This window comes from Nocardioides sp. BGA-UO-ETr-FS32, assembly GCF_059567905.1.
In genome coordinates, this window is sequence record NZ_JCAQOX010000006.1 from 1 (window position 1) to 26,798 (window position 26,798).

The 26,798-nt window shown below is 72.4% G+C and carries 26 protein-coding genes and 1 rRNA gene; 25 read left to right on the forward strand and 2 right to left on the reverse strand.

What is annotated here, in order from left to right:
* Positions 1 to 114: ribosomal RNA gene (rrf, locus tag AC57BS_RS02095) — 5S ribosomal RNA — on the forward strand; the annotation flags it as partial.
* A gap of 316 nt (positions 115 to 430) precedes the next feature.
* Positions 431 to 754, forward strand: a complete 324-nt coding sequence (locus AC57BS_RS02100; RefSeq protein WP_496409937.1) for a single-stranded DNA-binding protein — start codon at positions 431 to 433, stop codon at positions 752 to 754.
* Here AC57BS_RS02100 and AC57BS_RS02105 read toward each other — a convergent pair.
* Positions 729 to 1,847 (reverse strand): DUF1015 family protein, encoded by a 1,119-nt coding sequence (locus AC57BS_RS02105; RefSeq protein ID WP_496409844.1) that lies wholly within the window; start codon positions 1,845 to 1,847, stop codon positions 729 to 731. The two genes, AC57BS_RS02100 and AC57BS_RS02105, sit on opposite strands and share 26 nt — an antisense overlap.
* A 48-nt stretch (positions 1,848 to 1,895) precedes the next feature.
* Here AC57BS_RS02105 and AC57BS_RS02110 point away from each other — a divergent pair, with 48 nt between their 5' ends.
* From AC57BS_RS02110 to pyrG, 8 genes are read left to right on the forward strand one after another with little or no spacing between them, the layout of a single operon-like run.
* Positions 1,896 to 2,915, forward strand: coding sequence for an HAD-IIA family hydrolase (locus AC57BS_RS02110; RefSeq protein ID WP_496409845.1), 1,020 nt, complete (start codon positions 1,896 to 1,898; stop codon positions 2,913 to 2,915).
* Positions 2,916 to 2,925: 10 nt separating this feature from the next.
* Positions 2,926 to 3,114: a hypothetical protein gene (locus AC57BS_RS02115; RefSeq protein WP_496409846.1), complete on the forward strand. Its 189-nt coding sequence runs from the start codon at positions 2,926 to 2,928 to the stop codon at positions 3,112 to 3,114.
* A gap of 6 nt (positions 3,115 to 3,120) precedes the next feature.
* Positions 3,121 to 3,960 (forward strand): TlyA family RNA methyltransferase, encoded by an 840-nt coding sequence (locus tag AC57BS_RS02120; protein WP_496409847.1) that lies wholly within the window; start codon positions 3,121 to 3,123, stop codon positions 3,958 to 3,960.
* Positions 3,957 to 4,919, forward strand: a complete 963-nt coding sequence (locus AC57BS_RS02125) for an NAD kinase (RefSeq protein ID WP_496409848.1) — start codon at positions 3,957 to 3,959, stop codon at positions 4,917 to 4,919. Before AC57BS_RS02120 ends, AC57BS_RS02125 begins: the two co-directional genes overlap by 4 nt.
* Complete coding sequence (gene recN / locus AC57BS_RS02130; RefSeq protein WP_496409849.1) at positions 4,912 to 6,684, forward strand: DNA repair protein RecN; 1,773 nt, start codon at positions 4,912 to 4,914, stop codon at positions 6,682 to 6,684. The genes AC57BS_RS02125 and recN overlap by 8 nt, the downstream gene beginning before the upstream one ends.
* A gap of 15 nt (positions 6,685 to 6,699) precedes the next feature.
* Positions 6,700 to 7,899, forward strand: a complete 1,200-nt coding sequence (gene steA / locus AC57BS_RS02135) for a putative cytokinetic ring protein SteA (RefSeq protein ID WP_496409850.1) — start codon at positions 6,700 to 6,702, stop codon at positions 7,897 to 7,899.
* Positions 7,896 to 8,789, forward strand: a complete 894-nt coding sequence (locus AC57BS_RS02140) for a copper transporter (RefSeq protein ID WP_496409851.1) — start codon at positions 7,896 to 7,898, stop codon at positions 8,787 to 8,789. Before steA ends, AC57BS_RS02140 begins: the two co-directional genes overlap by 4 nt.
* A gap of 11 nt (positions 8,790 to 8,800) precedes the next feature.
* Entirely contained in the window at positions 8,801 to 10,495 is a 1,695-nt protein-coding gene (pyrG, locus tag AC57BS_RS02145; RefSeq protein WP_496409852.1) for a CTP synthase, read from the forward strand.
* 102 nt (positions 10,496 to 10,597) lie between these two features.
* Here the strand turns inward: pyrG and pepN are convergent, their stop codons facing one another.
* Positions 10,598 to 13,045, reverse strand: a complete 2,448-nt coding sequence (gene pepN / locus AC57BS_RS02150) for an aminopeptidase N (protein ID WP_496409853.1) — start codon at positions 13,043 to 13,045, stop codon at positions 10,598 to 10,600.
* Between the two features lie 45 nt (positions 13,046 to 13,090).
* Here pepN and AC57BS_RS02155 point away from each other — a divergent pair, with 45 nt between their 5' ends.
* The 15 genes from AC57BS_RS02155 to AC57BS_RS02225 all read left to right on the forward strand — a co-directional run bounded on the left by AC57BS_RS02155 (position 13,091) and on the right by AC57BS_RS02225 (position 26,795).
* On the forward strand, positions 13,091 to 13,723 hold the full coding sequence (locus AC57BS_RS02155) for an NUDIX domain-containing protein (RefSeq protein WP_496409854.1): 633 nt from the start codon (positions 13,091 to 13,093) through the stop codon (positions 13,721 to 13,723).
* 78 nt (positions 13,724 to 13,801) lie between these two features.
* Positions 13,802 to 14,917, forward strand: a complete 1,116-nt coding sequence (gene ald / locus AC57BS_RS02160) for an alanine dehydrogenase (protein ID WP_496409855.1) — start codon at positions 13,802 to 13,804, stop codon at positions 14,915 to 14,917.
* Positions 14,914 to 15,846: a site-specific tyrosine recombinase XerD gene (gene xerD, locus AC57BS_RS02165; RefSeq protein ID WP_496409856.1), complete on the forward strand. Its 933-nt coding sequence runs from the start codon at positions 14,914 to 14,916 to the stop codon at positions 15,844 to 15,846. Before ald ends, xerD begins: the two co-directional genes overlap by 4 nt.
* Before the next feature lie 59 nt (positions 15,847 to 15,905).
* Complete coding sequence (locus AC57BS_RS02170; protein WP_496409857.1) at positions 15,906 to 18,503, forward strand: DEAD/DEAH box helicase; 2,598 nt, start codon at positions 15,906 to 15,908, stop codon at positions 18,501 to 18,503.
* Between the two features lie 305 nt (positions 18,504 to 18,808).
* On the forward strand, positions 18,809 to 19,726 hold the full coding sequence (locus AC57BS_RS02175) for a ParA family protein (protein WP_496409858.1): 918 nt from the start codon (positions 18,809 to 18,811) through the stop codon (positions 19,724 to 19,726).
* Positions 19,711 to 20,073 carry a hypothetical protein gene (locus tag AC57BS_RS02180; protein ID WP_496409859.1) on the forward strand — a complete coding sequence of 121 codons (363 nt, stop codon included), beginning with the start codon at positions 19,711 to 19,713 and terminating at the stop codon, positions 20,071 to 20,073. The genes AC57BS_RS02175 and AC57BS_RS02180 overlap by 16 nt, the downstream gene beginning before the upstream one ends.
* Complete coding sequence (locus AC57BS_RS02185) at positions 20,070 to 20,984, forward strand: segregation and condensation protein A (RefSeq protein WP_496409860.1); 915 nt, start codon at positions 20,070 to 20,072, stop codon at positions 20,982 to 20,984. The genes AC57BS_RS02180 and AC57BS_RS02185 overlap by 4 nt, the downstream gene beginning before the upstream one ends.
* The gene (gene scpB, locus AC57BS_RS02190) at positions 20,981 to 21,739 is read left to right on the forward strand and encodes an SMC-Scp complex subunit ScpB (RefSeq protein ID WP_496409861.1); all 759 of its coding nucleotides are present in this window, start codon (positions 20,981 to 20,983) and stop codon (positions 21,737 to 21,739) included. Before AC57BS_RS02185 ends, scpB begins: the two co-directional genes overlap by 4 nt.
* 7 nt (positions 21,740 to 21,746) lie before the next feature.
* Positions 21,747 to 22,550, forward strand: coding sequence for a pseudouridine synthase (locus tag AC57BS_RS02195; protein WP_496409862.1), 804 nt, complete (start codon positions 21,747 to 21,749; stop codon positions 22,548 to 22,550).
* A gap of 19 nt (positions 22,551 to 22,569) precedes the next feature.
* On the forward strand, positions 22,570 to 23,391 hold the full coding sequence (locus AC57BS_RS02200) for a helix-turn-helix domain-containing protein (RefSeq protein WP_496409863.1): 822 nt from the start codon (positions 22,570 to 22,572) through the stop codon (positions 23,389 to 23,391).
* A gap of 34 nt (positions 23,392 to 23,425) precedes the next feature.
* Positions 23,426 to 23,818 (forward strand): VOC family protein, encoded by a 393-nt coding sequence (locus AC57BS_RS02205; RefSeq protein WP_496409864.1) that lies wholly within the window; start codon positions 23,426 to 23,428, stop codon positions 23,816 to 23,818.
* 56 nt (positions 23,819 to 23,874) lie between these two features.
* A complete protein-coding gene (gene aroH, locus AC57BS_RS02210) occupies positions 23,875 to 24,252 on the forward strand; it encodes a chorismate mutase (RefSeq protein WP_129457000.1) in 378 nt (125 codons plus the stop codon).
* Entirely contained in the window at positions 24,245 to 25,330 is a 1,086-nt protein-coding gene (locus AC57BS_RS02215) for a prephenate dehydrogenase (protein ID WP_496409865.1), read from the forward strand. Before aroH ends, AC57BS_RS02215 begins: the two co-directional genes overlap by 8 nt.
* Positions 25,331 to 25,341: 11 nt before the next feature.
* Positions 25,342 to 26,049, forward strand: coding sequence for a (d)CMP kinase (gene cmk, locus AC57BS_RS02220; RefSeq protein ID WP_496409866.1), 708 nt, complete (start codon positions 25,342 to 25,344; stop codon positions 26,047 to 26,049).
* On the forward strand, positions 26,046 to 26,795 hold the full coding sequence (locus AC57BS_RS02225) for a lysophospholipid acyltransferase family protein (protein WP_496409867.1): 750 nt from the start codon (positions 26,046 to 26,048) through the stop codon (positions 26,793 to 26,795). The genes cmk and AC57BS_RS02225 overlap by 4 nt, the downstream gene beginning before the upstream one ends.
* Positions 26,796 to 26,798 lie beyond the last annotated feature (3 nt).

The window sequence follows — 26,798 nt, forward strand, 5'->3', positions numbered from 1 at the left end:
GCGGCCATAGCGAAACGGGAAACACCCGGTCCCATACCGAACCCGGAAGTTAAGCCTTTCAGCGCCGATGGTACTGCAACCGAGAGGTTGTGGGAGAGTAGGACGCCGCCGGACAAACATTGTGAAAGTGGGGTCACCTTCGGGTGGCCCCACTTTTGCGTTCCCGCCACGGAGTCGTCACCCGGGCCTTCCGCCCGTGGACCGCCACGAATCGTCCACAGGCCGCCGGTTCGAGCCGTCGTCCACAGGGCATGTCGCTTCGCGGCGCCGGCAGTCGGTGCCGTCGAGGAGTCTTCCTCCCAGGAGGTGCACTGTGACGAAAACACAGATCGTGAAGACACACGCCAAGAAGAGTCGGGCCACGAGGGCGACGCCAGAGAGGACGCCGGGTGCGGCCGGTGCTGACGACGCGGAGGTCGTTGCCAACGAGGTGCGGCTTCTGGGCCGACTGAGCGGAGCTCCGGCGGTGGTGGAGCTACCGAGTGGAGACGCCCTCGTGACGTTCCGCATCTCGGTTCCTCGCGCGTCACCGGGTGGGCGCGGCCCGACGTCCGCGCAGCGGGTCGACTCGGTTCCGTGCACCGCGTGGGCGCCGCGGCTCCGCCGCAGCATCGCCACGTGGCGGGCGGGGGATGTCGTCGAGGTGGTGGGAGCGGTTCGGTGCCGGTTCTACCAGGCTGGGGGTGCTACCCGGTCGCGCGTCGAGGTGGAGGCATCGTCGGCGCGGATCATTCGTCGTTCATCGGCCGCATGAGCACCCCGAGGCTCGGCTTCGGCTGGAACGACGTCGCCTTCTCGGGCAGGAGTCCGCCCGATTCGACGATGGTGCGGACCTGTTCGAAGTCCGGGCTCGGCAACAGCACCGCGGGGGTGGTGGAGGACGTCGCAGCGAGAGCGCCGTCGACGCTGTGGTGGTACTCCACCCGCGGCGGGGGAACGGTCAGTCGACCGAGCACCTGCTCGTGTAGCCAGGACACGGCCGCCTGGCGTGCGAGGTCGCTCGGGGCCACCGTGTACCACGTCGTGCCGTCGGTCAGCACGAGGTGAGTGCTGTCGAGAGCGCCGAGCGCTCGCGGGCGCTCGTGCTCGGTGACGTCGGCGCCGGCGGCGCGGGCGGCCTCTGCCAGCGTCGGCAGCGAGACGCCTGGGAGCGTCCGGTGGATCGCTCCCAGGAACAGGGGCGTGTCGTGCTGGTCGACGAGCATCGCGAGACCGGCGTCCCACGCCGTACCCGGGTGTTGTTCCTGGAGGCGGAGGTACGCGGCGTACCGGTGGTGCCCGTCGGCGATGAGGCAGCGGGAGGTGGCCAGGAGCGCATCGATGGAGCGCATCAGGTCCGGGTCGCGGATGGCCCAGATCCGCTGACGCTGCCCGGTCCGGTCGAAGTACCGCCAGTCGGGCGTGGCGCGGGCGACGTCGGTGATGACGTCACGGAGGGCGTCCGGCCCGTGGTGGACGAGGAGGATCGGTGCCGGGTTGAGCGACATCTGCGACATCCTGTCCGCGAGCTCGCCCGCCTGCTCGGGATGGATCGCCTCGTGGGGCCACACCGCCCGATCTGTCGGCTCGGCGGCCCTCTCGGAGACGCGGAGCGCCCCGACGAGACCGCGGACCGTCAATCCGCCTGACGTGTACTCGTGCAGGTACAGCGCGGGTGCGGTGTCGGTGCTGGCACGCCCACGCTCGATCCACTGCGTCAGCCGGGTGGCGACGTCACGGTAGGGTCGCGCCAGCGCTCGCGCGGAGGCCGGGTCGCCCACGCGTTCCGGCGACAGCATGACGGCCTTGAACGGCATGAGCTCGAGGGGCTTCGCCACGTAGGGAGGCACGATGGTGGCGGAGTCCATCGGAGCATCGTAGGGGGGCGCCCGCCACAATCCGGAGAGGGGTTCAGCATGCTCGAGGAGTCCACGACGCCGCTCGTCGAGGCGCACGACCTGGTCATGTTCGACCTCGACGGCGTGGTCTACGTCGGGGCGGAGGCGATCGATGGCGTCGCGCAGCACGTCGATCGCGTACGCGCGACCGGGCGCCACGTCGCGTTCGTGACGAACAACGCGTCCCGTACGCCGGCCCAGGTGGCCGAGAGGCTCACCCGGGTGGGAGTCAACGCCGAGCCCGCAGACGTCGTCACCTCCGCCCAGGCGGCCGCACGACTGCTGGCCGAGGCGCACGGCGAAGGCGCCAGGATCCTGCTGCTCGGCGGGGAAGGACTGCGGGTGGCGCTCCTCGAGGCGGGCCTCGAGCCGACGGACGAGCCCGACGGGGTGGCGGCCGTCGCGAGCGGCTACGGCCCCGATGTCAGGTGGCGAGACATCATGCGGGTCTCGACACTCGTCAGGGACGGCCTGCCCTACGTCGCCAGCAACGCGGACCTGACCATCCCGACCCCCTACGGGCTCGCCCCGGGACACGGCGTCCTCGTGCGTACGATCACCGGATTCGCCGGCGTCGACGCCCTCGTGGCCGGCAAGCCCGAGAAGCCGCTGATGGAGGAGACGGTCCTGCGCGTCGGTGGCGACCGACCGATCATGGTCGGGGACCGGCTGGACACCGACATCGAGGGCGCGAACGCGATCGCGGCGCCGTCCCTGCTGGTGCTCACCGGGGTGACGTGGCTCGAGGAGCTGGCGGCTGCGACCGCGCAGCTCCGCCCCACATACATCTCACCGACGTTGGAGGGGCTGTTCGAACCACACCCGGTCCCGGTGGAGGACGCCGGGAATGTCGAGCTCGGCGGTTGGGCCGCACGCGTGGTCGACGGCCGCCTGCGGGTGACGGGGGACGGCACCGACGCGGACTGGTGGCGGGTGGCAGCCACCGCCTGCTGGCGCCACCTCGACGAGTCGGGCGAGGTCGCCGACGTCTCCGACACGACGCCGCCCGGACCGGTTCGACAGCTCGGCGCCGAGTAGGCTCGCGGCCATGAGCGAGGTGTCCGCCGACCACGAGTCCACCGGTGTCGAGGCAGTGGACCGGGTGCTGGCCGAGGTGGCGGCGCTCGCCGACTCCCCGGTGGACCAGCACGTGCAGGTGTTCGAGCGCGCCCATGACCAGCTGCGCCGCGCCCTCGACGCCCAGCCCGGACCGACCGGCGACGACCGGGACGCCTGAGCGACCGTGCCGCCCAGACGACTACGCCTGGACCAGGAGCTCGTCCGGCGCGGCCTGGCCCGCTCGCGCGAGCACGCCAGCGAGCTGGTGGCCGCCGGCCGGGTGACAGTCTCCGGGGCACCGGCGACGAAGCCGGCGACCGGGGTGACGACCGACGTCGCGATCGTGGTGAAGGACGACCCGTCGACCGTGGACTACGTCTCCCGCGGCGGCCACAAGCTCGCCGGGGCGCTGGCGGCGTTCGCCGACCACGGCCTCACCGTGGACGGCAAGCGCTGCCTGGATGCGGGCGCCTCCACGGGAGGCTTCACCGACGTGCTGCTGCGCGCCGGTGCGCGCGAGGTCGTCGCCGTCGACGTCGGCTACGGCCAGCTGGCCTGGTCGCTGCAGAGCGACGAGCGCGTCCAGGTCCACGACCGCACCAACATCCGGGACCTCACCCTCGACGTCGTCGGCGAGCCGGTCGACCTCGTCGTCGGCGACCTGTCCTTCATCTCGCTGGCCCTGGTGCTCGACCCGCTCCTGTCGGTGACCCGTGAGGACGGCGAGCTCGCGCTCATGGTCAAGCCGCAGTTCGAGGTGGGCAAGGACCGCGTCGGCAAGGGTGGCGTGGTCCGCGACCTCGGACTGCGGGCCGAAGCCGTCACCGCCATCGCGGACCTGGCTGCGGAGCGCGGCTGGGGAGCGGTCGCCGTGACCGTGAGCCCGCTTCCCGGACCGTCGGGCAACGTCGAGTTCTTCCTGCTCCTGCGCCACGGCCCCGCCTCGATCGGCGCGGACGAGATCCGCGCCGAGGTGGAGCGCGCCCGGGCAATGGGGGTGGCGGGTGAGAGGGTGGATCCGTGAGTGATGAGAGCCCCGTGCGCCGAGTCCTGGTGCTAGCCCACACCGGTCGTGCGGAGGTGCGCGACGTGGCGCGCGAGTGCGTGCAGAGCCTCACCGCGCACGGCATCGCCGTACGCCTGCTGGCCGACGAGGCCGCCGACCTGGGACTGGCGGAGGCTGACGGCGTCGAGACGACCCTTCCTGACCACGTGCCGGGTGAGGGCTGCGAGCTGGTGCTCGTCATCGGGGGAGACGGCTCGATCCTGCGGGCCGCCGAGCTCACCCACGAGACGAGCACGCCGCTGCTGGGGGTCAACCTCGGTCACGTCGGCTTCCTCGCCGAGGCCGAGCAGGAGGACGTCGAGTCCACGATCACCGCCATCGTCCGGCGCAACTACACCGCCGAGGACCGCCTCACCCTCGACGTACGCGTCCTGGTGGGCAAGGAGGTGCTGTTCTCGACCTTCGCGCTCAACGAGGCGAGCGTCGAGAAGGCCGCGCGCGAGCGGATGCTGGAGGTGGTCGTCGAGGTGGACGGCCGTCCCCTCTCCCGCTGGGGCTGCGACGGCGTCGTGTGCGCCACGCCGACGGGCTCCACCGCCTACAACTTCAGCGCCGGGGGACCGGTGGTGTGGCCCGAGGTGGAGGCCCTGCTGATGGTGCCGCTGAGCGCCCACGCCCTGTTCGCACGCCCGATGGTGGTCGCGCCGACCTCGGTGCTCGCCGTCGAGGTGCTCGCCAACACCGAGGGATCGGGCGTCCTGTGGTGCGACGGCCGTCGCACCGTCGACCTGCCGCCGGGCGCCCGCATCGAGGTGCGGCGCGGCGCGCGCCCCGTACGCCTGGTCCGCCTGCACCAGGCGCCCTTCACCGACCGACTGGTCGCGAAGTTCGACCTGCCGGTTGAGGGCTGGCGTGGCGCCGCCGAGCGTCGGCGCCGGGACGGCGGCGACCACGACGGGGGTGAGAGGGATGCTTGAGGAGCTGCGGATCAGCCAGCTCGGCGTCATCGAGTCGTCCACCCTCGAGCTCGGTCCCGGCCTGACGGTGATCACCGGCGAGACCGGTGCGGGCAAGACGATGGTCGTCACCGCGCTCGGCCTCCTGCTCGGCGGCCGGGCCGACCCGGGAGCCGTACGCTCCGGAGCCAAGCAGGCGAGGGTCGAGGGCGTCGTCGCGACCGGGTCGCTGGCGGGCTTCAGGGAGTCGGTCGAGCACACCGGCGGTGTGGTCGAGGAAGGCCTGGTCGTGCTGGCGCGCAACGTCGCTGCCCAGGGGCGCTCGCGCGCCTGGATCGGAGGTGCGGCCGTGCCGGTGACCACGCTCGCCGAGCTCGCCGAGCCGCTGGTGGCCGTGCACGGCCAGTCCGACCAGCACCGCCTGCTCCGGGGCGGCGCGCAGCGTGCCGCGCTCGACCGGTTCGGCGGCGACGCGCTGGCGACCACCCTCGCGGCCTACGCCGAGTCGTGGGCCCAACTGGCAGCCACCGAACGCACCCTCGCCGAGGTCGTCGGCTCCGCCCGCGAGCGGGCGCGCGAGGCCGACCAGCTGCGCTTCGGCCTCGGGGAGGTCGAGGCCGTCGACCCGAGGCCCGGCGAGGACGCCGAGCTCGCCGCGGAGGAGACCCGGCTCGGTTTCGCCGACACCCTCCGCACCGCGGCCGAGACGGCCCGCGAGGCCCTCTCCAGCGAGGACGGGGCCACCGACGCGCTGGCGACCACGAGTGCTGCGCGCCAGGCCTTGGAGGGCGTGCGTGACCACGACGCGACCGCCGGCGAGCTGGCCGACCGGCTGGCCGAGCTGGGCCACCTCCTGGTCGACGTGGCCGGCGACGTCGCCTCCTACGCCGCCTCCCTCGAGACCGACCCCGCCCGGCTCGCCGCGGTCTCGGAGCGCCGGGCGGCGCTGACGGCGCTGACGCGCAAGTACGGCGAGACGATCGACGAGGTGCTGGCGTGGGCCGAGGACGGTGCCAAGCGGCTGCTCGACCTCGAGGACACAGGCGGTCGGATCAGCGAGCTCGAGGAGCGGCGGGACCGCCTCCGAGCCGACCTTGGGCGCCACGCGGCCACGCTGACTGCGCAGCGCACCGACGCTGCCGAGCGCCTCGGTGCCGCGGTGAGCGACGAGCTCACGTCGCTCGCGATGCCGCACGCGAGCGTCACCATCGCGCTCACGCAACAGGAGACCCCGACGCCCGAGATCCCGGCCGGGCCCCAGCTGCTGGTCGACGGGAGGTGGGTGCGGGCCAGCTCGCACGGCGTCGACGACGTCGAGTTCCTGCTCGCGGCCAACTCCGGCGCCGACGCCCGACCGCTGCACAAGGGGGCGTCAGGCGGAGAGCTGTCGCGCGTGATGCTGGCGCTCGAGGTGTCGCTGGCCGAGACCGGGTCCGTGCCCACCTTCGTCTTCGACGAGGTCGATGCCGGCGTCGGCGGCAAGGCGGCCATCGAGGTCGGGCGCCGGCTGGCGGCGCTCGCACGCACCTCGCAGGTCCTCGTGGTGACGCACCTGCCCCAGGTGGCGGCGTACGCCGACCGGCACGTGGTCGTGCACAAGTCCAGCGACGGGTCGGTCACCACCTCCGGCCTCGTGTCGCTGGCCGAGGGGGATCGCGAGCGCGAGCTCTCCCGGATGCTCGCCGGGGTCGAGGACTCCGACAGCGCGCGCGCCCACGCCCGCGAGCTGCTCGATGCCGCCGCGCCCGAGCGGGCGTGCCTCCCCGAAGGGCAGGGTCGCGGCTGACACCATGGCGCGGTCATGAAGTTCGCAGTCCGCTCCCGCTCAGCCCCCACCCTCCCCGGTGTGCACGGCACCGCCCGGGTCCACCGCCGCACGGCCAGCGCATTCGGCCGCCTGCACGACGGCGACGTCGCCGTGCTCGACCACCTCGACATGGACCGGGCCACCGCCCAGGCACTCGTCGACGCCGGTGTCGTGGCCGTGGTGAACGCCGGTCCGATGATCTCGGGGCGCTACCCCAACCTCGGTCCCGAGCTGCTCGTCGACGCCGGCCTGACGGTCGTGGACAACGCCGGACCAGCGGTCTTCGACCACGTCAAGGACGGCGCCCCGCTGCGGATCGACGGGGGCGACGTCTACGTCGGGGAGACCCTCGTCGCGCCCGCCCGCGAGCTCACCGCCGAGCTGGTGCGAACCGAGATGGACAAGGCGCGGTCGGGCCTGGTCGCGCAGCTGGAGAGCTTCACCCACAACAGCACCGAGTTCCTCCGCCGCGAGGAGGACCTGCTCCTGCACGGCCAGGGCGTGCCGCGGACGGCGACCGAGATGGCCGGACGGGCGGTCGTGGTGGCCGTGCGCTCCCACGGCTGGGAGTCCGAGCTGCGCGGCATCAAGCCGTTCCTGCGCGAGCAGCGGCCGATCCTGATCGGTGTGGACCGCGGAGCCGACGCGCTCGTCAGCGCCGGGCACAGCCCCGACGTCGTCGTGGTGACCGGCGCCTCCGACGACCTTCCTGCAGCCGCGGTGCTGCGCGCGGCGCGCGACGTCGTCGTGCTCGTCCAGCGGGGTGCACCCCGCAGCGTCACCGAGCCGTTCGAGCGCCTCGGGATCCGCCCGCTCCGCTTCGAGACCACAGCGACCACCGAGGACGCGGCGCTGCTGCTGGCCTCCGCCAGCGAGGCGTCGCTCGTCGTGGGAGTGGGCATGCACGCCACGCTCGACGAGTTCCTCGACAGCCGCCGCACCGGCCTGGCCAGCACCTTCCTGACCCGGCTCAAGCTCGGTCCCGACCTCGTCGACGCTGCGGCCCTGCCCCGGCTCTACGACGGAGCGGTACGGCCGCGGCACCTCGCCGGCGTGCTCGCCGCCGGGATGCTGACGCTGGCCGCGGCGGTCAGCGTCACGCCGGTCGGCCAGCAGTGGGTCGACGACCTGTCCCCGGGCGTCACGAGCACGACGTCCGACCTGATCGACAACGTTCGAGGAATCCTCCCGTGATCACCCTGCGCCACCACCTGCTCACCATCGTCGCCGTCTTCCTCGCCCTCGCGGCCGGCATCGTCCTGGGCGGCGGCCCCCTGTCCGACGTCGGCCAGAACGTCGCCGCCACGGGCAACGACGCCGAGCCTGCTCCCGTCGAGGACCAGGCCCGCACCGACTACACCGAGAGCTTCGTCGCGGCCCTCGGCCCGGGCGCCGTGGGCGGCCGGCTGGCCGAGCGCTCGGTCGCGCTCGTGACCCTGCCCGGTGCCGACGAGCAGGTGGTCGCGGCGCTCGCCGAGCAGGTGGAGGCGTCCGGCGGCACGGTCAGCGCTCGCTACGAGCTCGGTGACGACCTCGTCGACCCGGGCCAGAAGTCGCTGGTGGACACCCTCGGCAGCCAGCTGTTGACCCAGCAGGCCGAGGGCGACGTGGCAGCTGAGGCCTCGACGTACGACCGGATCGGGCAACTGCTGGGACTGGCCGTGGCGACCAAGGAGGTCGAGGGCCAGGACGTCAACGGCAAGGCGCGTGCCATCCTCGACGCCGTCAGCGGCGCGGGGTTGATGGAGAAGCCCGGCGACGTCGCGCGGCGGGCTCCGCTGGTCCTGCTCGTGCTCGGCACCGACGCCGGCGACGAGGGGGCCGACGCGATCCTCGCCGGACTCGCCCAGGGCCTCGCGGCACAGTCGGTGGGCGTCGTGCTCGCCGGCACCACCGCCGACGGTGGGGACGGACAGCTCGGGCGCTTCCGCGCCGACCCCGCTGCGGCCGGCGTTGCCAGCCTCGACGGCATCGACACGACGGCCGGGCGGGTGGCGACGATGATCACACTGCAACGCTCGCTGGCGACAAAGGGCGGTGCGTTCGGTGCGTCGGGTGCGGACGGACCGGTCCCACTCGGGTAGGATCGAAGCCCGTGAAGAGCCGCACGCCGACCAAGCACGTATTCGTGACCGGAGGCGTCGCCTCCTCCCTCGGCAAGGGGCTCACCGCCTCCAGCCTGGGCAACCTGCTGAAGGCGCGCGGACTGCGCGTCACGATGCAGAAGCTGGATCCGTACCTCAACGTCGATCCGGGCACGATGAACCCGTTCCAGCACGGCGAGGTCTTCGTGACCAACGACGGCGCCGAGACCGATCTCGACATCGGCCACTACGAGCGGTTCCTCGACACCGACCTCAACCAGATCGCCAACGTGACGACCGGACAGGTCTACTCCACGGTGATCGCCAAGGAGCGCCGCGGCGACTACCTCGGCGACACCGTCCAGGTGATCCCGCACATCACCAACGAGATCAAGGACCGCATCCTTGCGATGGGCGGCCCTGACATCGACGTCGTGATCACCGAGGTCGGCGGCACGGTCGGCGACATCGAGTCGCTGCCGTTCCTGGAGGCCGCGCGCCAGACGCGTCACGAGATCGGCCGCGACAACTGCTTCTTCATCCACGTCTCCCTCGTGCCCTACATCGGGCCGTCGGGGGAGCTGAAGACCAAGCCGACGCAGCACTCCGTCGCCGCCCTGCGCTCGATCGGCATTCAGCCCGACGCCATCGTCTGCCGGGCCGACCGTGAGCTGCCCGAGGGCATCAAGCGCAAGATCGCGCTGATGTGCGACGTCGACGACGAGGCGGTCGTGACGGCCGCCGACGCCCCGTCGATCTACGACATCCCCAAGGTGCTGCACCGCGAGGGTCTCGACGCCTACGTCGTGCGCCGTCTCGACCTGCCGTTCCGCGACGTCGACTGGACCACCTGGGACGACCTGCTGCGGCGGGTGCACCACCCCTCGGAAGAAGTCACGGTGGCGCTCGTCGGCAAGTACATCGACCTCCCCGACGCCTACCTCTCGGTCAGCGAGGCACTCCGCGCGGGCGGCTTCGCCCACGAGGCCAAGGTCAACATCCGCTGGGTCGCCTCCGACGAGTGCGAGACCGAAGCGGGCGCAGCCAAGCACCTCCACGACGTCGACGCGGTGCTGGTGCCGGGTGGGTTCGGCGTACGCGGCATCGAGGGCAAGCTGGGGGCGCTGCGCTACACCCGCACCCACGGCATCCCGACACTGGGCCTGTGCCTGGGCCTGCAGTGCATGGTCATCGAGTACGCCCGCAACGTGGCCGGGCTCGCCAAGGCGGGGTCGACGGAGTTCGACCCCGACACCGTCGAGCCGGTCATCTCGACGATCGAGGAGCAGAAGAAGTTCGTCGAGGGAGCCGGCGACCTCGGCGGCACGATGCGTCTCGGCCTGCAGAAGGCCGAGCTCCTCGAGGGCAGCGTGGTCCGCGCGGCGTACGGATCGGCGACGGTGGAGGAGCGCCACCGCCACCGCTACGAGTTCAACGACGCCTACCGCGAGACCCTGGCCGAGGCCGGGCTGGTCTTCTCCGGCACCAACCCCGAGCTGGGGCTGGTGGAGTTCGTCGAGCTGCCCGCGGACGTGCACCCCTACTACGTCGCGACGCAGGCGCACCCCGAGCTGCGCTCGCGCCCGACCCGACCGCACCCGCTCTTCGCGGGTCTGGTCGGCGCCGCCATCGAGCGGCAGCGCTCCGAGCGGTTCCCGATCGACGAGACGGGGCTGCGCCGCAAGGACGAGGACTCCGAGGTCTGAGCGGCGCGGACCGTCGAGCGGGCACTTCGTGCCCGTGCGGACGACGAGACGGGCACGAATTGCCCGCTCAGCGCGCGTGACGGGCACGAAGTGCCCGCTCGTTCAGAGCTGGCGGGCCTGGAGGATCCGGCTGAGCACGAACGAGTTCGAGCGGAGCTGGTTGCGGGCGTAGGCCATCAGGCTGTGGTCCTCGGCGGCCGCCTCGGCGGCGGCGAGGAACTCCGCGTCGCCGGCACCCAGCGGGTACATCGCGCGGATGGTGAGGCCCTGGTTGAGCAGTCCGCCCTTGAGCGTGTGCAGCTCCTCGAGGTAGCGATGGGCGAACGGGGCCAGCAGCTCCGCCTGGCCGGGTCGCCAGAACGTGGACCCGAGGACGAGCGTCTCGCGGCTGGCGGGCACGGCGTAGTCGACGAAGAAGGCACGCCACACCTCCTCCTTGGCCTCGACGCTCGGGTTGGCGGCCAGCACCGCGAGCCGACGCATGCCGGCGTCGGGGTCGGGGTCGGACTCGAGCAGCCGGGCGACCCGGTCCTCGTCGTAGTCGCCGAGCTCCGAGCGGCGTACGGCCATCCGCCACGCGAGGTCGAGGTCGGTCGCGTCCTCGGCGGCAGTCTCCAGCGTCGCCCAGTGCGCGTCGGTCGAGGCGGACGCGGCGAGGGTGCGCAGGGCCGCCTGTCGCGCGTCGGGCAGGTCCACGAGGCGTACGGCCGCGTCAGCGAGGCCCCGCAGGAGGTCGGGGGACTCCGAGGCGGGCGCCCACCGGTCGGCGACCTGCAGCGCCTGCGAGAGGAACGGCTCGGTGAGGGCGGGGCTGGTCTCGGAGCCGAGGGCGCGGTTCAGCGCGGCCGAGACGTCGCGGGGCGCGACGTCGCCGAGCAGCAGCAGCTGTCCGGCGGTGGCGGCCACCAGCGCGCGGTCGAGCGGGTCGTCGAGCTGCTGCACCCGCTCCAGCATCCGGGCGAGCGACACCGGGTCGGGCTTCACCGCCGCGAAGGTGTAGTCGCCGGCGTTGACCAGTCGCAGGTCGCCGGCGGGGAGGTCGACCGGCGTGCGCCGGCCGCCGACCTCGTGGGACGAGCGACCCACCGGGACCAGGTCGTCGCCGGTGGTGTCGAAGACGGCGATGTCAAGGCGGTGCGGCCGGGGCTCCTGGTCATCGGTCGTCTCGACGACGAGCTCGTCGTCCACGAGGGAGATGACGTCGGTGCCCGCCTCGTCGAGCCAGGCCTTGGTCCACGCCGACAGGTCGCGGCCGGAGGAGCGGGAGTAGCAGTCCATGAGGTCGTCGAGCCGCGTGTTGGTGAAGGCGAAACGCCTGAAGTAGTCGCGCAGCCCCTCGACGAACGCGTCCTCGCCGATGAAGGCGACGAGCTGGTGCAGCACGCTCTGCCCCTTGACGTAGGTGATGGCGTCGAAGTTCGACATCGCCGCTGAGACGTCGGGGACGTCACTGCGGATCGGGTGGCGGGCCGGGCTCATGTCCATCTCGTAGGCGGTGCGCTTGGACACTGCCAGGAAGGTCGCCCACTGCTCGGTGAACTCGCTGGAGCCGGCCATGCCCCAGTTGGCCGCCCAGGACGCGAAGGCCTCGTTGAGCCAGAGGTCGTCCCACCACTGCATCGTCACGAGGTCGCCGAACCACATGTGCGCCATCTCGTGGAAGATGAACTCCGCGCGGACGGCTCGCTGGGCGTGGGTCGGGGGCGTGCGGAAGAGCTGGCCGTCGCCGTAGGTGACGCAGCCCCAGTTCTCCATGGCGCCGCCGAGGTTGGGCACGAAGACCTGGTCGTAGCGCTCCTGGGGGAACGGGTAGCCGAACTTCTCGCCGAAGAACGCCAGGCCCTGCCGGGTCAGGGTGACCATCTCGTCGAGGTCGCGCTCGAGGACCGGCACGAGGGACTGCCGGCAGTAGAAGCCGAGGTCGTAGCCGTCGTGCCGGCGCCGCACCTCGTGGAACGGGCCGGCGTTGACCACCACGACGTACGTCGAGAGGCGTGGCGTGTCGGGGAAGGTCCAGACGCGGGCGTCGTCGGTCTCGGCGTCTGCGACCGACTCGGGGGCGCCGTTGGAGGTCACCACCCACGAGGACGGGGCGGTGACGACGAACCGGTGCGGCGCCTTGAGGTCGGGCTGGTCGAAGCAGGCCCAGACGCGGCGGGCCTCGTCGGGCTCCAGGCTGGTCCAGACGTAGACGAGCTTGTCGGTGGGGTCGACGGTGCGCAGGATGCCCTCGCCGCGACCGGTGTTGGTGGTGTCGGCCTCGACGACCAGGACGTTGGCGGCCGCGAGCGGGGGGAGGGGGAGGCGACCGTCGGCGGCCTGCGAGACGTCGACCTCCTCGCCGTTGAGGGTCGCTCTCCGCACGTCCATGGCGACGTCGACGAACGTCGTGGCCCCCGGGTCGGAGCAGGTGAAGGTGATGGTGCTGACCGAGGCGAAGCGCTCACCCTCGAGCAGGCCGGTCATGTCCACGGCGATGTCGTAGCGCTGGACCTCGAGGAGGTCGGAGCGGATCGCTGCTTCGGACTTGGTGAGGCTCGACAACGTCATGGGCCCGACCGTACTCAATCCGTCCAGTCGCGCTAGCGTCTGGGCATGTCCGCCCCGCATGCAGGCCAGACCGGAGGATCTCCCGCCGAGCCGCTCGCCGACCGGCCGATGTCGTGGCCGGTGGTCGCCAGCCGCGACCTGCACCGTGACGACTGGGTCGTGGCGCTGCGCGAGGACCGGATCACCCGGCCGGGCCATCCGGAGGAGTTCACCCGGATCAGCCTCGAGCACCCGGGCGCCGTGGTCGTGCTCGCCGTGGACGACGACGAGCGTGTGATGTGCCTGCGGCAGTACCGCCACACGAGCGGGCACGAGTTCGTCGAGCTCCCCGCCGGCCTGCGCGACGCGGGCGACGAGCCCGCCGTGGAGACCGCCAGGCGCGAGCTGCGTGAGGAGGTCGAGCTCGAGGCGCGCGAGTGGCGGCCCCTGCTCAGCACCTACGGGAGCGCCGGCATCAGCGACGAGGTGCACGAGATCCTGCTGGCCCGAGGACTGACGCACGCCTCGCGCGGCGACTTCGACCTGCGCCACGAGGAGGCGGAGATGGAGCGCTTCTGGGTGCCGATGGCCGACCTGCTGGACGCGGTGCTCGAGGGTCGGGTGCGGCAGGGTCCGCTGGTCCAGGCCGTGCTGGCCTATGCGGTGCTCAAGCAGCGTGGGGCCCTCGACGCCCCGTGAGGCGTCCCGGGAGTAGTCTCGCTCCCGCTGTGAGGCAAGCCACACCGTCGTGGCCACCCGGACCCTGAGGAGCAAGGCATGAAGGTCGGCGTACCCAAGGAAGTCAAGAACCGCGAGTACCGCGTGGCCCTGACCCCCATCGGCGTGCACGAGCTGGTCCAGCACGGTCACGAGGTCGTGGTCGAGAAGTCCGCGGGTGTGGGATCGCAGATCCCCGACGAGGAGTACGTCGCCGCAGGCGCCACGATGCTCGACACGGCCGACGACGTGTGGGGCAGCGCCGACATGATCCTCAAGGTCAAGGAGCCGGTCGCCGAGGAGTACGCCCGGATGCGGGAGGGCCAGACCCTCTTCACCTACCTCCACCTCGCCGCCGACAAGCCCCTGACCGAGGAGCTGATGACCCGCGGGGTCACCGCGATCGCGTACGAGACGGTGCAGCTGCCGTCGGGCGGGTTGCCGCTGCTCTACCCGATGTCGGAGGTCGCGGGCTGCCTCGCGCCGCAGGTCGGGGCGTACTCGCTGATGAAGGCCAATGGCGGTCGCGGTGTCCTCATGGGCGGCGTCGGCGGCGTTGCCAACGCGAAGGTCGTCATCATCGGCGCGGGCGTCTCGGGCCAGAACGCCGCCAACATCGCGCTCGGCATGGGCGCCGACGTGACCCTGCTCGACACCGACCTCGACAAGCTGCGGATGTCGTTCTGGCGCTACAACAACCGCGTCCACGGCCTCGCCTCCTCCAAGCTCGCGATCGAGCAGCAGGTGATGGAGGCCGACATGGTCATCGGCGCCGTGCTCATCCCGGGAGCGGCCGCGCCCAAGCTGGTCAGCAACGACCTGGTCTCGCGGATGAAGCCCGGCTCGGTCCTCGTCGACATCGCCATCGACCAGGGCGGCTGCTTCGAGGACTCCCACGCCACCACCCACGACGACCCGACCTACGAGGTCCACGACTCGGTGTTCTACTGCGTGGCCAACATGCCGGGCGCGGTGCCCAACACCTCGACGTACGCCCTGACCAACGCGACGCTGCCCTACGCGGTGGCGTTGGCAGACAAGGGCTGGGCCCAGGCGCTGCGCGACGACCGCAGCCTCGCGCTCGGCCTCAACACCCACGCCGGCCGGCTCACCAACGCCCCTGTCGGCGCAGCGGTGGGCATCGAGTCGGTGGACCTCGACACCGTCCTGGAGTGAGCTCCGGGGTTCCGTTGCGCCGGGCCGTGCGCACGTATCTCGACCACCTCGCGGTCGAGCGCGGCCTCGCGGCCAACACGCTCAGCTCCTACACCCGTGACCTGGGCCGCTACGACGAGTTCCTGGCCGGCCAGGGGATCGACGACCTGGACGCGGTCACCGAGGCGACGGTGGCCGCGTTCCTGGTGAGCCTGCGGGAGGGGAGCCCGGCGCACCCGCCGCTGAGCGCGACGTCGGCGGCACGCACCGTCGTGGCGGTGCGGGGGTTCCACAAGTTCGCGGTGTCCGACGGGCTGTCCCAGGCCGATCCGGCGGCGGCCGTCAAGCCGCCCACACCGGCCAAGCGGCTGCCCAAGGCGCTCCCGCTGTCCGACGTGGAGGCCATCCTCGAGGCCGCGGGGGCGCCCGACACGGTGCTCGCGCTGCGCGACCGCGCCCTCCTCGAGCTGCTCTACGGCACCGGTGCCCGCATCTCCGAGGCCGTCGGCCTCGACGTCGACGACATCGACCAGGTCGACGGCACCGTGCTGCTGCGGGGCAAGGGCGGCAAGGAGCGACTCGTGCCGGTGGGCGGCTACGCCCGCGACGCAGTGGCCGCCTACCTCACCCGCGCGCGCCCGGAGCTGGTCGGCGCCGGGCGCGGCGGGCCGGCGATGTTCCTCAACTCCCGGGGCGGGCGGCTGTCGCGGCAGAGCGCGTGGGCGGTGCTCGTCAAGGCGGCCGAGCGGGCCGGCGTGACGGCGTCGGTGTCGCCGCACACGCTGCGGCACTCGTTCGCCACGCACCTGCTCGACGGCGGGGCGGACGTACGCGTGGTGCAGGAGCTGCTCGGCCACGCGTCGGTGACGACGACGCAGGTCTACACGCTCGTCACCGTCGACAACCTGCGCGAGGTGTTCGCGACCGCCCACCCCCGCGCCCGCGACTGACCGCCGCTCCCGCGCCGTCCACCTGCGCGTCCACTCCGGCAGGATGGTTGGATCGACCCATGCCGGACCGTGCGCGCCTCGACACCCGGGTGCCGACGGGTGCCGACCCGGACGCGGTCTACGACGCCTTCGCCGGCTGGGTGTCCGACCAGGGCCTCGAGCTCTACCCGCACCAGGACGAGGCGGTCATCGAGCTGCTGGGCGGCAACCACGTCATCCTGGCCACGCCCACCGGCTCCGGGAAGTCGCTGGTCGCGATCGGCGCCCATGTCGCGGCACTCGCCCAGGACAAGGTCAGCTTCTACACCGCGCCCATCAAGGCGCTGGTGAGCGAGAAGTTCTTCGCGCTCATCGAGGTCTTCGGCGCCGACAACGTCGGCATGCTGACCGGTGACGCGGCGGTGAACCCGGACGCCCCGATCATCTGCTGCACCGCCGAGGTGCTGGCCAACATCGCGCTGCGCGAGGGCCGGTCGGCCGACGTCGGGCTGGTGGTGATGGACGAGTTCCACTTCTACTCCGAGCACGACCGCGGCTGGGCCTGGCAGGTGCCGCTCCTGGAGCTGGTCGACGCCCAGTTCCTGCTGATGTCCGCGACGCTGGGCGACGTCTCCTTCTTCGTGGAGGACCTGCGACGACGCACGGGCCGCGACACCGCCGTCGTCGACGACGCCGAGCGGCCCGTACCCCTCAGCTTCCGGTGGTCGATGGAGACCCTGGACGACACGCTCGAGGAGCTCGTGTCCACGGGCCAGGACCCCGTCTACGTCGTGCACTTCACGCAGGCGGCCGCGGTCGAGCACGCGACCAACCTGTTGCGGCACCCGCCCAAGAAGGTCGACAAGGACGCGATCGCCGAGCGGATCGGCGCCTTCCGCTTCGGCGCCGGCTTCGGCAAGACGCTCTCGCGACTGGTGCGCAACGGCATCGGCGTGCACCACGCCGGGATGCTGCCGAAGTACCGCCGGCTGGTCGAGACGCTCGCGCAGTCCGGGTTGCTGCGCGTCATCTGCGGCACCGACACCCTCGGCGTCGGCATCAACGTGCCGATCCGCACCGTGCTGTTCTCGGGGCTCGCGAAGTTCGACGGCAGCCGGCAGCGGGTGCTCCGCACGCGCGAGTTCCAGCAGATCGCCGGCCGGGCCGGCCGGGCGGGCTACGACACGGCCGGCTACGTCGTCGTCCAAGCGCCGGAGTTCGTCATCGAGAACGAGCAGGCCAAGGCCAAGTCGGCCGCGCGGGTCGCGGCCGGCAAGAAGAAGTCGAAGGCCCAGCTGAAGAAACCACCCGAGGGCACGGTCGTGTGGACCGAGCAGACCTTCGACAAGCTGGTCGCGGGTGTGCCGGAGCGGCTGAGCAGCCGGATGAAGGTCGACAACGCCATGCTCATCAACGTGTTCTCCCGCGAGGAGGACGCGTTCGCGGTGATGCGCCGCCTGGTCACCGACAACCACGAGGACCGGCGTGCCCAGCTCCGTCTCGCGCGTCGCGCTCTGCGGCTCTCGCGCTCGCTCGTGCGCACGGGCATCGTCACGCGCCTCGACGAGCCCGACGAGCACGGTCGACGCTTCGTGCTGACGGTCGACCTGCCCGACGACTTCGCGCTCAACCAGCCACTGGCCCACTTCGCGCTCGCGGCCTTCGACGTGCTCGACCCCGAGTCGGAGACCTATGGCCTCGACGTCGTCTCGGTGGTCGAGGCGGTCCTCGAGGCCCCCCGCCAGATCCTCATGGCGCAGCAGCACGCCGCCCGCGGCGAGGCGATCGCGGAGATGAAGGCCGACGGCCTCGAGTACGACGAGCGGATGGCGCTGCTGGAGGAGATCACCTGGCCGCAGCCGCTGCGTGAGCTCCTCGAGGCGCTCTACGAGACCTATCGCCAGACCCATCCGTGGCTGCCCGACGACGCCCTCGGGCCGAAGTCCGTCGTGCGCGAGATGTGGGAGAACGGGATGGGGTTCACCGACTTCGTCGGTCGCTACCAGCTCGCCCGCTCCGAGGGCCTCGTGCTGCGCTACCTCACCGACGCCTACCGCACCCTGCGCCAGACGGTGCCCGAGGCGCACCGCGCCCCCGAGGTCGAGGACGTCATCGAGTGGCTGGGGGAGACGGTGCGCCAGACCGACTCGTCGCTGCTCGACGAGTGGGAGGCGTTGTCGGACCCCGACCACGCGTCGAGCGCCGTCGCCCACCACGAGCCGCCACCACCTCCGCGCCCGCTGTCCAGGCAGGAACGCCCCTTCAGGGTGATGCTGCGCAACGCGATGTGGGCGCGGGTCGACGCAGTCTCCCGCGACGACCTCGACACGCTCGTACGCCTCGAGCGCAACGCCGCCGACCGCACCGACCCGCCGCGCCAGGTCGTCGTCGGCCGATCCGTCTGGGACGCCGCGCTGGAGGACTACTACGCGGATCACGACCGGGTGCTGACCGACGGCGACGCGCGCGGACCCGACCTGCTGGTGGTGGGGGAGGAGCGCACGGGTGAGCCCGTGGGCGCCGAGGACGGCACCACCGCCCGCGTGCGCGACGTACGCCAGACGATCCACGACCCCGAGGACCACCACGACTGGGTGATCGAGGCCGTCGTGGACTGCGACGCGACCGACGCGGCAGGCGAGCTGGTGCTGGCGACCGCAGCGATGCGGCGGCTGTGAGGGCGGGGCTGTGAGATCGGTGCTGCGGGGGGCGTAGAGTCCCGCGCGGTGCGGCCCGGGACGCGTCCCGGACCGGCCTGGAACTGGTGCAGGAACTGTCGACGTGTCGACAAAGCCGGAGGCCTCCGGCGTGGTCCAATCGAGGTCCAGGCCGACGCACGACGGATGCACGAGGAGCAGACATGAGCGGTGGATTCCCGGGTCACGACACGGGCAGCAGTGCCTCGCAGATGCCGCCCCTCGTGCGACCTCCGCAGCCGCACCACAGCCCACAGCCCGGCCCGACCCCGCGAGACGAGCAGCCCGTGACCCAGCCGATCCCCTTCGAACGCCCCCTCGAGACGCGCACCGAGGCGCGTGCCGCGACCGCCACGGAGGAGCAGCCCCTCGGCCCCACCGGGCGTCCGATGCCGGTGTTCCCCGAGCCGGCTCCGATCGCCCAGCACGGTGGCGCCCGGGTGATCTCGATGTGCAACCAGAAGGGCGGCGTCGGCAAGACCACCACCACGATCAACCTCGGGGCGTCGCTCGCCGAGTTCGGTCGCCGGGTGCTGCTGGTCGACTTCGACCCGCAGGGCTCGCTGTCGGTCGGCCTGGGCCTCAACCCGCACGAGATGGACGCGACCATCTACAACCTGCTGATGGACCGGGAGACCACGCTCGACGAGGTCGTGGTGCCCTCCGGCATCGAGGGCATGGACCTGCTGCCCTCCAACATCGACCTGTCCGCGGCCGAGGTGCAGCTCGTGCACGAGGTCGCCCGGGAGCAGACCCTGCAGCGGGTCCTCGCGCCGGCGCTCGAGCACTACGACGTGATCCTGATCGACTGCCAGCCCTCGCTGGGCCTGCTGACGGTCAACGCGCTGACGGCCTCCGACGGCGTCATCGTCCCCCTCGAGTGCGAGTACTTCGCGCTGCGGGGCGTCGCTCTCCTCAAGACGACCATCGACAAGGTGCGCGAGCGGCTCAACCCCAAGCTGGAGATCGACGGCGTGCTCGGGACGATGTTCGACGGCCGCACGCTCCACAGCCGCGAGGTGATGGAGCGCCTGGTCTCGGCGTGGGGCGACACCGTGTTCCACACCGTCATCCGACGCACCGTGAAGTTCTCCGACGCCACGGTCGCCGGTGAGCCGATCACCTCCTACGCCTCGTCGTCCACGGGCGCCGAGCACTACCGCCAGCTCGCGAGGGAGGTGCTGACCCGGTGGCCCGCCGAGTGAGCATGCCGGCCGCGGACGACCTGTTCCGGCCGACGTCCGAGACGGGCGATGCGACCGGGACCGACGCGGGCGAGCGTCCGCGCCGGGTCCGCGCGGTGGCCGACGACGCCGAGCCTGCCGGGCCGAAGCGGCCGAGCGGGCGGGTCCGCCACGACGAGAAGATGACGGTGTACGTCACCTCCGACGAGCTGCTCGACATCGAGCACGCCCGCCTCGTGCTGCGCCGCGAGCACGGCCTCGCCGTCGACCGCGGACGCCTGGTCCGCGAGGCCCTCGCCATGGTGCTCGCCGACCTCGAGGCCCAGGGGGCCGACAGCGCCCTGGTGCAGCGGCTGCTCGACGAGTGAACGCCCCCGCGCGACCTGCCTCGGACGCCCCCTCGGATCCCGCGTCGAGCGCGCTCGAGCCCGGGAGCGAGGCCCCGGCGTTCGCCGTACGGCTGGACAACTTCGAGGGTCCCTTCGACCTGCTCCTCGGCCTGATCGCCAAGCACAAGCTCGACATCACCGAGGTGGCGCTCTCGCAGGTCACCGACGAGTTCATCGCGCACGTGAAGAACCTCGGCGGTTCCTGGGACCTCGAGCAGACCACCTCCTTCCTCGTGGTGGCCGCCACCCTGCTGGACCTCAAGGCGGCACGGCTGCTGCCGCAGGGCGACGTGGAGGACGAGGAGGACCTCGCGCTGCTCGAGGCCCGCGACCTGCTCTTCGCCCGCCTCATGCAGTACCGCGCGTTCAAACTGGTCGCGGCGGTCCTCGAAGGGCGTCTCGCCTCGGAGTCCCGGCGCCACCCGCGCGCCGTCGGGCTCGAGGAGCGGTTCGCCACCCTCCTGCCGGAGGTGCTCATCGGGATCGGGCTCGACGACTTCGCCCGGCTCGCGGCCCGGGCGATGGAGCCCAAGCCGGTCCTCGAGGTGTCGCTCCAGCACATCCACGCCGCCAGGGTCAGCGTGCGCGAACAGGCGCAGGTCGTCGTCGACCGACTGCGCCGCAGCGGCACGATGACCTTCCGCGCCCTGTGCGGGGACTCGCCCGACCGGCTCACCACGGTCGCGCGGTTCCTCTCGCTCCTCGAGCTGTTCCGCGAGGGTGCCGTGTCGTTCGACCAGGTCACGCCGCTGGGCGAGCTGACCGTGCGCTGGACCGGCGCCGAGGACGGTGACGTGGACATCCACGACGAGTTCGACGGCGCGCCCGTCGACGACGATGATGCAGACATGCCGTCGGTGGCAACCGACGTGCCGGAGGAGGATCAGTGAGCCAGCAGCCCGACGTCGACCCGAGCGAGGTGGACACCCTCGCCGTGGCGGTGGCCGAGCTGCGCCCGGCGCTGGAGGCGATCCTCATGGTCTCCGACGAACCCGTCGGCACCGTCCGGCTTGCCTCCGTGGTGGGCCATCCCGTCGAGGAGGTCGAGGCGGCCCTCGTGGCGCTGGCCGCGGAGTACACCGACCAGTGCCGCGGCTTCGACCTGCGGGCGGTCGCCGGCGGCTGGCGGTTCTACTCCCGCGCCGACTTCGCCGGCGTGGTCGAGTCCTTCGTGCTCGAGGGCCAGCAGGCCCGGCTCACGCAGGCGGCGCTCGAGACGCTGTCTGTGGTCGCCTACAAGCAGCCCGTGTCGCGTGCCCGCGTCTCGGCGATCCGTGGCGTCAACGTCGACGGCGTCATGCGCACGCTCCTGACCCGCGGCCTCGTGGAGGAGGCCGGGCAGGACGAGCAGAGCGGTGCGAACCTCTACCGCACCACCTCCTACTTCCTCGAGCGCATCGGCATCACCTCGCTCGACGAGCTCCCCGAGCTCGCCCCCTACCTGCCCGACATGGACGACCTCGAGGACGAGCTGGCCAGCGTCGCCGGCCTCGACGCGCCGGCGCCCGAGCCCACCCCCGAGCCCACCCCCGAGCCCACACCCGCTCCCGCACCCGCTCCCACCCCCGCTCCCACGCCGGGCGTGCACCACTCGCCGCACTCGGGATCGGGCACCGAGCCCGACGGCGGGACCGAGATCGCATGAGGATCGCATGAAGCCGCACGACGCACCCGACAACGACCAGCCCGCCTCGCAGCGTCCCGACACCGACGAGGACGGCCTGATCCGTCTCCAGAAGCTGCTGGCGCAGTCGGGCGTGGCCAGCCGCCGCAAGTGCGAGGAGCTGATGCTCGACGGGCTGGTCGAGGTGGACGGCGAGGTCGTCACCCGTCTCGGCACCAAGGTCGACCCGCGCACGGCGGTCGTCCGCGTCGACGGCAAGCGGCTCCCGCCGATCAGCGACAAGGCCTACCTGGTCCTCAACAAGCCCCGTGGCGTCGTGTCGACCATGTCCGACCCGGAGGGACGACGCACGCTCGGCGACCTCGTCGCCGACCGGCCCGAACGGCTCTTCCACGTCGGTCGGCTCGACACCGACACCGAGGGCCTGATCATCCTCACCAACGACGGCGACTTCGCCCAGCACCTGGCCCACCCCTCCCACGAGGTCGACAAGACCTACGTGGCCGAGGTCGAGGGCGAGGTGCACGTCCGCACCATCCGCGAGCTGCTGGCGGGGGTCACCCTCGACGACGGCCCGGTCACCGTGACCCACGCCCGTGTCATCGGTGGCGACCCGCGGCGCGAGGGCGGCAACCGGTCGATCGTCGAGCTCACGATCCACGAGGGCCGCAACCGCATCGTCCGCCGGCTGCTCGACCACGTCGGCCACCCGGTGCGCCGGCTCACCCGGACCCAGATCGGCCCGGTCACGCTGGCGCGGCTGGCGCCGGGGGAGATGCGCGAACTCACCGTAGCCGAGCTGGGCGAGCTGATGGACAGCGCGCAGCTCTGAGGCGGCGTACGGTGGCGGCATGGCCGTCGTGCACCCCGCACTGGCGCCGTACGTCCGCTCGACGGTGGTCTACGACGTCGACCACGCGGGGCCTGGTGTGGACATCGGCATGCCGTCGGCCGAGCTCACCTGGGTGCTCCCGCTCGACGAGCCGCTGACGGTCTCGTGGGGCGGAGCCCCGGACACCCGCACGACGGCGTGGACGTCGGTCTCCGGACTGCACACCGCGCCCGCGGCCGTGGAGCACGGCCTGCGCCAGTGCGGCATCCAGCTCTCCCTCACGCCCGCCGGCGCCCGCGCGCTCTGGGGTGTGCCGGCAGGCAGCCTGGCCGGACAGCTGCTCGGGGTCGGCGACGTGGACCCTGGCCTCGCCGACCTGCCCGACCGGTTGGCCGGGCACACCGGGTGGGATGCCCGCCTCGCCGAGCTCGAGCGGTGCCTGCTGCGGGCGCTGCACCGCCACCGGCAGCCCGCACCTCGTCCGGAGGTGGCCCGCGCCCTGGCGATGCTGACCCGGGGAGCGTCCGTCGCGGCCGCGGCCGACGACGTGGGCTACAGCCGACGACGGCTGCACACCCTCGTCCGGGACGAGGTCGGCGTCCCGCCCAAGGTCTACCAGCGCCTCGCGCGTTTCGCCGGCGCCCATGCGCGGATGCGTCGGGCGGCGCTCGACGGCGACGCGTCGGTCGCGGCGGTCGCCGCCGAGTCGGGGTACGCCGACCAGGCCCACCTGGCCCGCGAGTGGACGGAGCTCGCCGGGTGCAGCCCCACCGAGTGGGTGCGGCGGGAGTTCCCAATCGTCCAAGCCACCGGCGCTGGTGTCGCAGCACAGTGGGGGTGAGTCGGGCCGCCCGGCCCGACGACGAGGAGGAACCATGACCGACCTGACCGACATCAGGCTGTGGCACACGTTCTCGGTGCGCGACGCCGACGCGATGATGACGTGGCTGCGCGCCGTCGGCTTCACCGAGCACGCGACCCACCGCGACGAGCAGGACCCCTCGGTCGTCGTCCATGCCGAGTGGGTGTGGCCGGCCGGGGGCGGGATCATGTTCGGATCCGACCGTGACGACAGCGCCATCAGCGGGACGGGCCCCGCGGCGGCGTACCTCGTGACCGAGGACCCCGACGCGGCCTTCGAGCAGGCTGTGGCAGCGGGCGCGACGGTGGTCCGGGCGATGGTCGACCACGACTACGGCGGGCGTGGTGGCAGCGTCACCGACCCGGAGGGCAACCACTGGTCGTTCGGGAGCTACGCGCCCGGGTGATCCCCGCCTGCGAGACACCCCGCGGAGGAGGCACCGCGCTGGCCTAGGCTCTTCGCGTGGCAGTGAGAGCAGTGCGTGGCGCGACCCAGCTCGAGGAGGACACCCGCGAGCACATGCTGGACCGGGTGGCCGAGCTGGTCACCGACGTGATGGAGGCCAACGGGCTCGAGGTCGACGACTTCATCTCCATCATCTTCACCGCGACCAGCGACCTCACCAGCGAGTTCCCGGCGTACGCCGCGCGACAGCTCGGCTTCTCCGACGTCCCCCTGGTGTGCGCCCGCGAGCTGGAGATCGAGGGGTCGATGCCGCGGGTCGTGCGCCTGATGGCGCACGTGGAGACCGACCTCCCGCGCTCGGACGTCACGCACGTCTACCTCCACGGGGCCGCCAACCTCCGGCGCGACCTGACCCGGACCACCAGCCATGACTGACGACTCGCTGCCGGCCCTGACCGGGCCGGTCGAGGTGGTCGGCGCGGGTCTCATCGGCACCTCGGTCGCCCTCGTGTGCAGGCGGCTCGGCATCGAGGTCGTGCTGCGCGACACCTCGGCGGAGAACGTCCGAACGGCCCATGGCCTCGGGGCGGGGCGGGCCGCCACCGAAGCGGACCGTCCCCAGCTCGTCGTGGTGGCCGTGCCACCGGCGAGGATCGCCGACGCGATCGTTGATGCCCTCGGGCGCACGGACGCGGTCGTCACCGACGTCGGCAGCGTCAAGGCGGCCCCGCTCGCCGACGTGGCGGCACGCGTGGGCGTCGCGGACCTCGCCCGCTATGTCGGGTCGCACCCGATGGCCGGCAGCGAGCGCTCCGGCCCGCTCGCCGCCAGCGCCGCTCTCTTCGACGGCCGACCATGGGCGGTCACGCCGCACGGGGCGGCCGACCAGCACGCGCTCGGTCTGGTCGAGTCGCTCGTCCTCGAGTGCGGTGCCGCGCCGGTGCGGATGGGGCCCGCCGAGCACGACCGTGCGGTGGCCCGGATCTCGCACCTGCCCCACCTCGCCGCCGTCCTCGTCGCCGGCCGGCTCGCCACCGCGCCCGTCGAGCACCTCGCCCTGTCCGGTCAGGGCGTGCGCGACGTGACCCGGGTCGCGGCCAGCGACCCTGCGCTGTGGCAGCAGATCCTCGAAGCGAACAGCGAGGCCGTTCTCGACCTCCTGGCCGAGGTCAGAGCCGACCTCGACGCCCTGATGACCGCCGTGGCGGCGGACTCCGGTCCCGACCTCGTCGAGATCCTCGCCCGCGGCAACGCCGGCACGGCCGCCATCCCCGGCAAGCACGGCGGGCCTGCGCGGCCGACCCGCTCGGTGTTCGTCGCCGTGCCCGACCACCCGGGCGAGCTGGCCCGCCTGTTCGGCGACGCCGGCGAGATCGGCGTCAACATCGAGGACGTGCACATCGACCACGATCCCGGGCGGCCGGTCGGCCTCACCGAGCTGGTCGTGGAGCGCGGCAGTGCCGAGCGGCTCCTCGCGGCTCTCGAATCCCGCGGGTGGACGACTCACCGGTAATCTTCTCGCCCGTGACCCACGCCGACAGCACCCCCTTCGACAGGCACCGTCTCGTCATCGCCGTCGACGGTACGTCCGGCTCCGGGAAGTCGAGCACCTCGCGCGGGGTTGCCGAGCGACTCGGCCTGCGCTACCTCGACACGGGCGCGATGTTCCGGGCGATGACCTGGTGGCTGCTGCGCGAGGGCGTCGACGTACGCGACGCGGCCGCGGTCGCCGCCGTGGTGGGGCGCCCGGCGATCGAGTCCGGCACCGACCCGCGCGACCCCACCATCACAGTCGACGGCGTCGACGTGTCGGTGGAGATCCGCAGCGACGAGGTCAACGGCGCGGTCAGCCCGGTCAGCGCCGTCCCCGAGGTGCGGGCCCGGCTGCTCGACCTGCAGCGCGAGGTGATCGGCGACGGCGGCATCGTCGTCGAGGGGCGCGACATCGGCTCCGTGGTGTGGCCGCAGGCCGAGGTCAAGGTCTACCTCAGCGCCGACCCCGACGCCCGGGCCCAGCGGCGGGCGGCCGAGCAGGGAGCCACCGACGTCGCGAGCACGCAGCAGTCGCTGCTCGAGCGCGACCGGATCGACTCCGGCCGCGCCACCGCGCCGCTGACGATGGCCGACGGTGCCGTGCACGTCGACAGCACGCACCTCACGCTCCTCGAGGTCATCGACCAGATCGTCGCCATGGCCCCCACCACCGGGGACCCCGGGACGCGGGACGCGTGAGCGGGGCCCAGCTCCCCGCCAGCGCCGATCGGCACCCACCGACCCGCCTCCTGCAGCTGCTGCGGGCCCCGTCAGCGGCGCTGGTCCGGCGTCGCTGGGCGGTCGCGGTGCACCATGCCGACCGGGTGCCCACAGCGGGCGGCGTGGTCCTGGCGGCCAACCACATCGGTCTGATCGACGGGCCGCTGCTCGCTGTCCTCGCTCCGCGACCCGTCCACGCGCTGACCAAGCAGGAGATGTTCGCCGGTGCCCTCGGCGGGTTCCTCCGCGCGTCCGGGCAGATCCCGCTGGACCGGTTCCGCCCCGACCCCGGCGCGATCCGTACGTGCCTGCGGATCATCCGCGACGGGGGAGTGGTCGGCATCTTCCCCGAGGGGACCCGGGGTGACGGAGAGCTGCACCGGTTCCACCACGGGGCCGCGTACCTCGCCCTCGTCACCGGTGTCCCGGTCGTCCCGGTCACGATGATCGGCACCCGCCCGCCCGGTGGCGGGTCCAACGCCCTCCCCGAGCGCGGCGGCGCCGTGGAGATCGTGTTCGGTCGACCGTGGCGGACGACACAGCAACCGTGGCCGCGCACCCGGGAACACGTCGCCGCCACGTCGGTGTTGCTCCGGGGGCACATGCTGTCCGAGCTCGCGGCTGCGCTCGCGGACACGCGCCGATCCTTGCCCGGGCCGCTTCCTGCGGGACAATCCGAGGACGACCCCGACACCGGGCTCGTCGAGCCATCCAGAGAGCTGTGATCA

Bases quoted from the DNA above. Each gene is read 5' to 3' on its own strand.
- AC57BS_RS02105 (WP_496409844.1), bottom strand. From the start codon at position 1,847: ATGGACTCCGCCACCATCGTGCCTCCCTACGTGGCGAAGCCCCTCGAG.
- AC57BS_RS02110 (WP_496409845.1), top strand. From the start codon at position 1,896: ATGCTCGAGGAGTCCACGACGCCGCTCGTCGAGGCGCACGACCTGGTC.
- AC57BS_RS02115 (WP_496409846.1), top strand. From the start codon at position 2,926: ATGAGCGAGGTGTCCGCCGACCACGAGTCCACCGGTGTCGAGGCAGTG.
- recN (WP_496409849.1), top strand. From the start codon at position 4,912: ATGCTTGAGGAGCTGCGGATCAGCCAGCTCGGCGTCATCGAGTCGTCC.
- steA (WP_496409850.1), top strand. From the start codon at position 6,700: ATGAAGTTCGCAGTCCGCTCCCGCTCAGCCCCCACCCTCCCCGGTGTG.
- pepN (WP_496409853.1), bottom strand. From the start codon at position 13,045: ATGACGTTGTCGAGCCTCACCAAGTCCGAAGCAGCGATCCGCTCCGAC.
- AC57BS_RS02155 (WP_496409854.1), top strand. From the start codon at position 13,091: ATGTCCGCCCCGCATGCAGGCCAGACCGGAGGATCTCCCGCCGAGCCG.
- ald (WP_496409855.1), top strand. From the start codon at position 13,802: ATGAAGGTCGGCGTACCCAAGGAAGTCAAGAACCGCGAGTACCGCGTG.
- AC57BS_RS02170 (WP_496409857.1), top strand. From the start codon at position 15,906: ATGCCGGACCGTGCGCGCCTCGACACCCGGGTGCCGACGGGTGCCGAC.
- AC57BS_RS02195 (WP_496409862.1), top strand. From the start codon at position 21,747: ATGAAGCCGCACGACGCACCCGACAACGACCAGCCCGCCTCGCAGCGT.
- AC57BS_RS02200 (WP_496409863.1), top strand. From the start codon at position 22,570: ATGGCCGTCGTGCACCCCGCACTGGCGCCGTACGTCCGCTCGACGGTG.
- AC57BS_RS02205 (WP_496409864.1), top strand. From the start codon at position 23,426: ATGACCGACCTGACCGACATCAGGCTGTGGCACACGTTCTCGGTGCGC.
- AC57BS_RS02215 (WP_496409865.1), top strand. From the start codon at position 24,245: ATGACTGACGACTCGCTGCCGGCCCTGACCGGGCCGGTCGAGGTGGTC.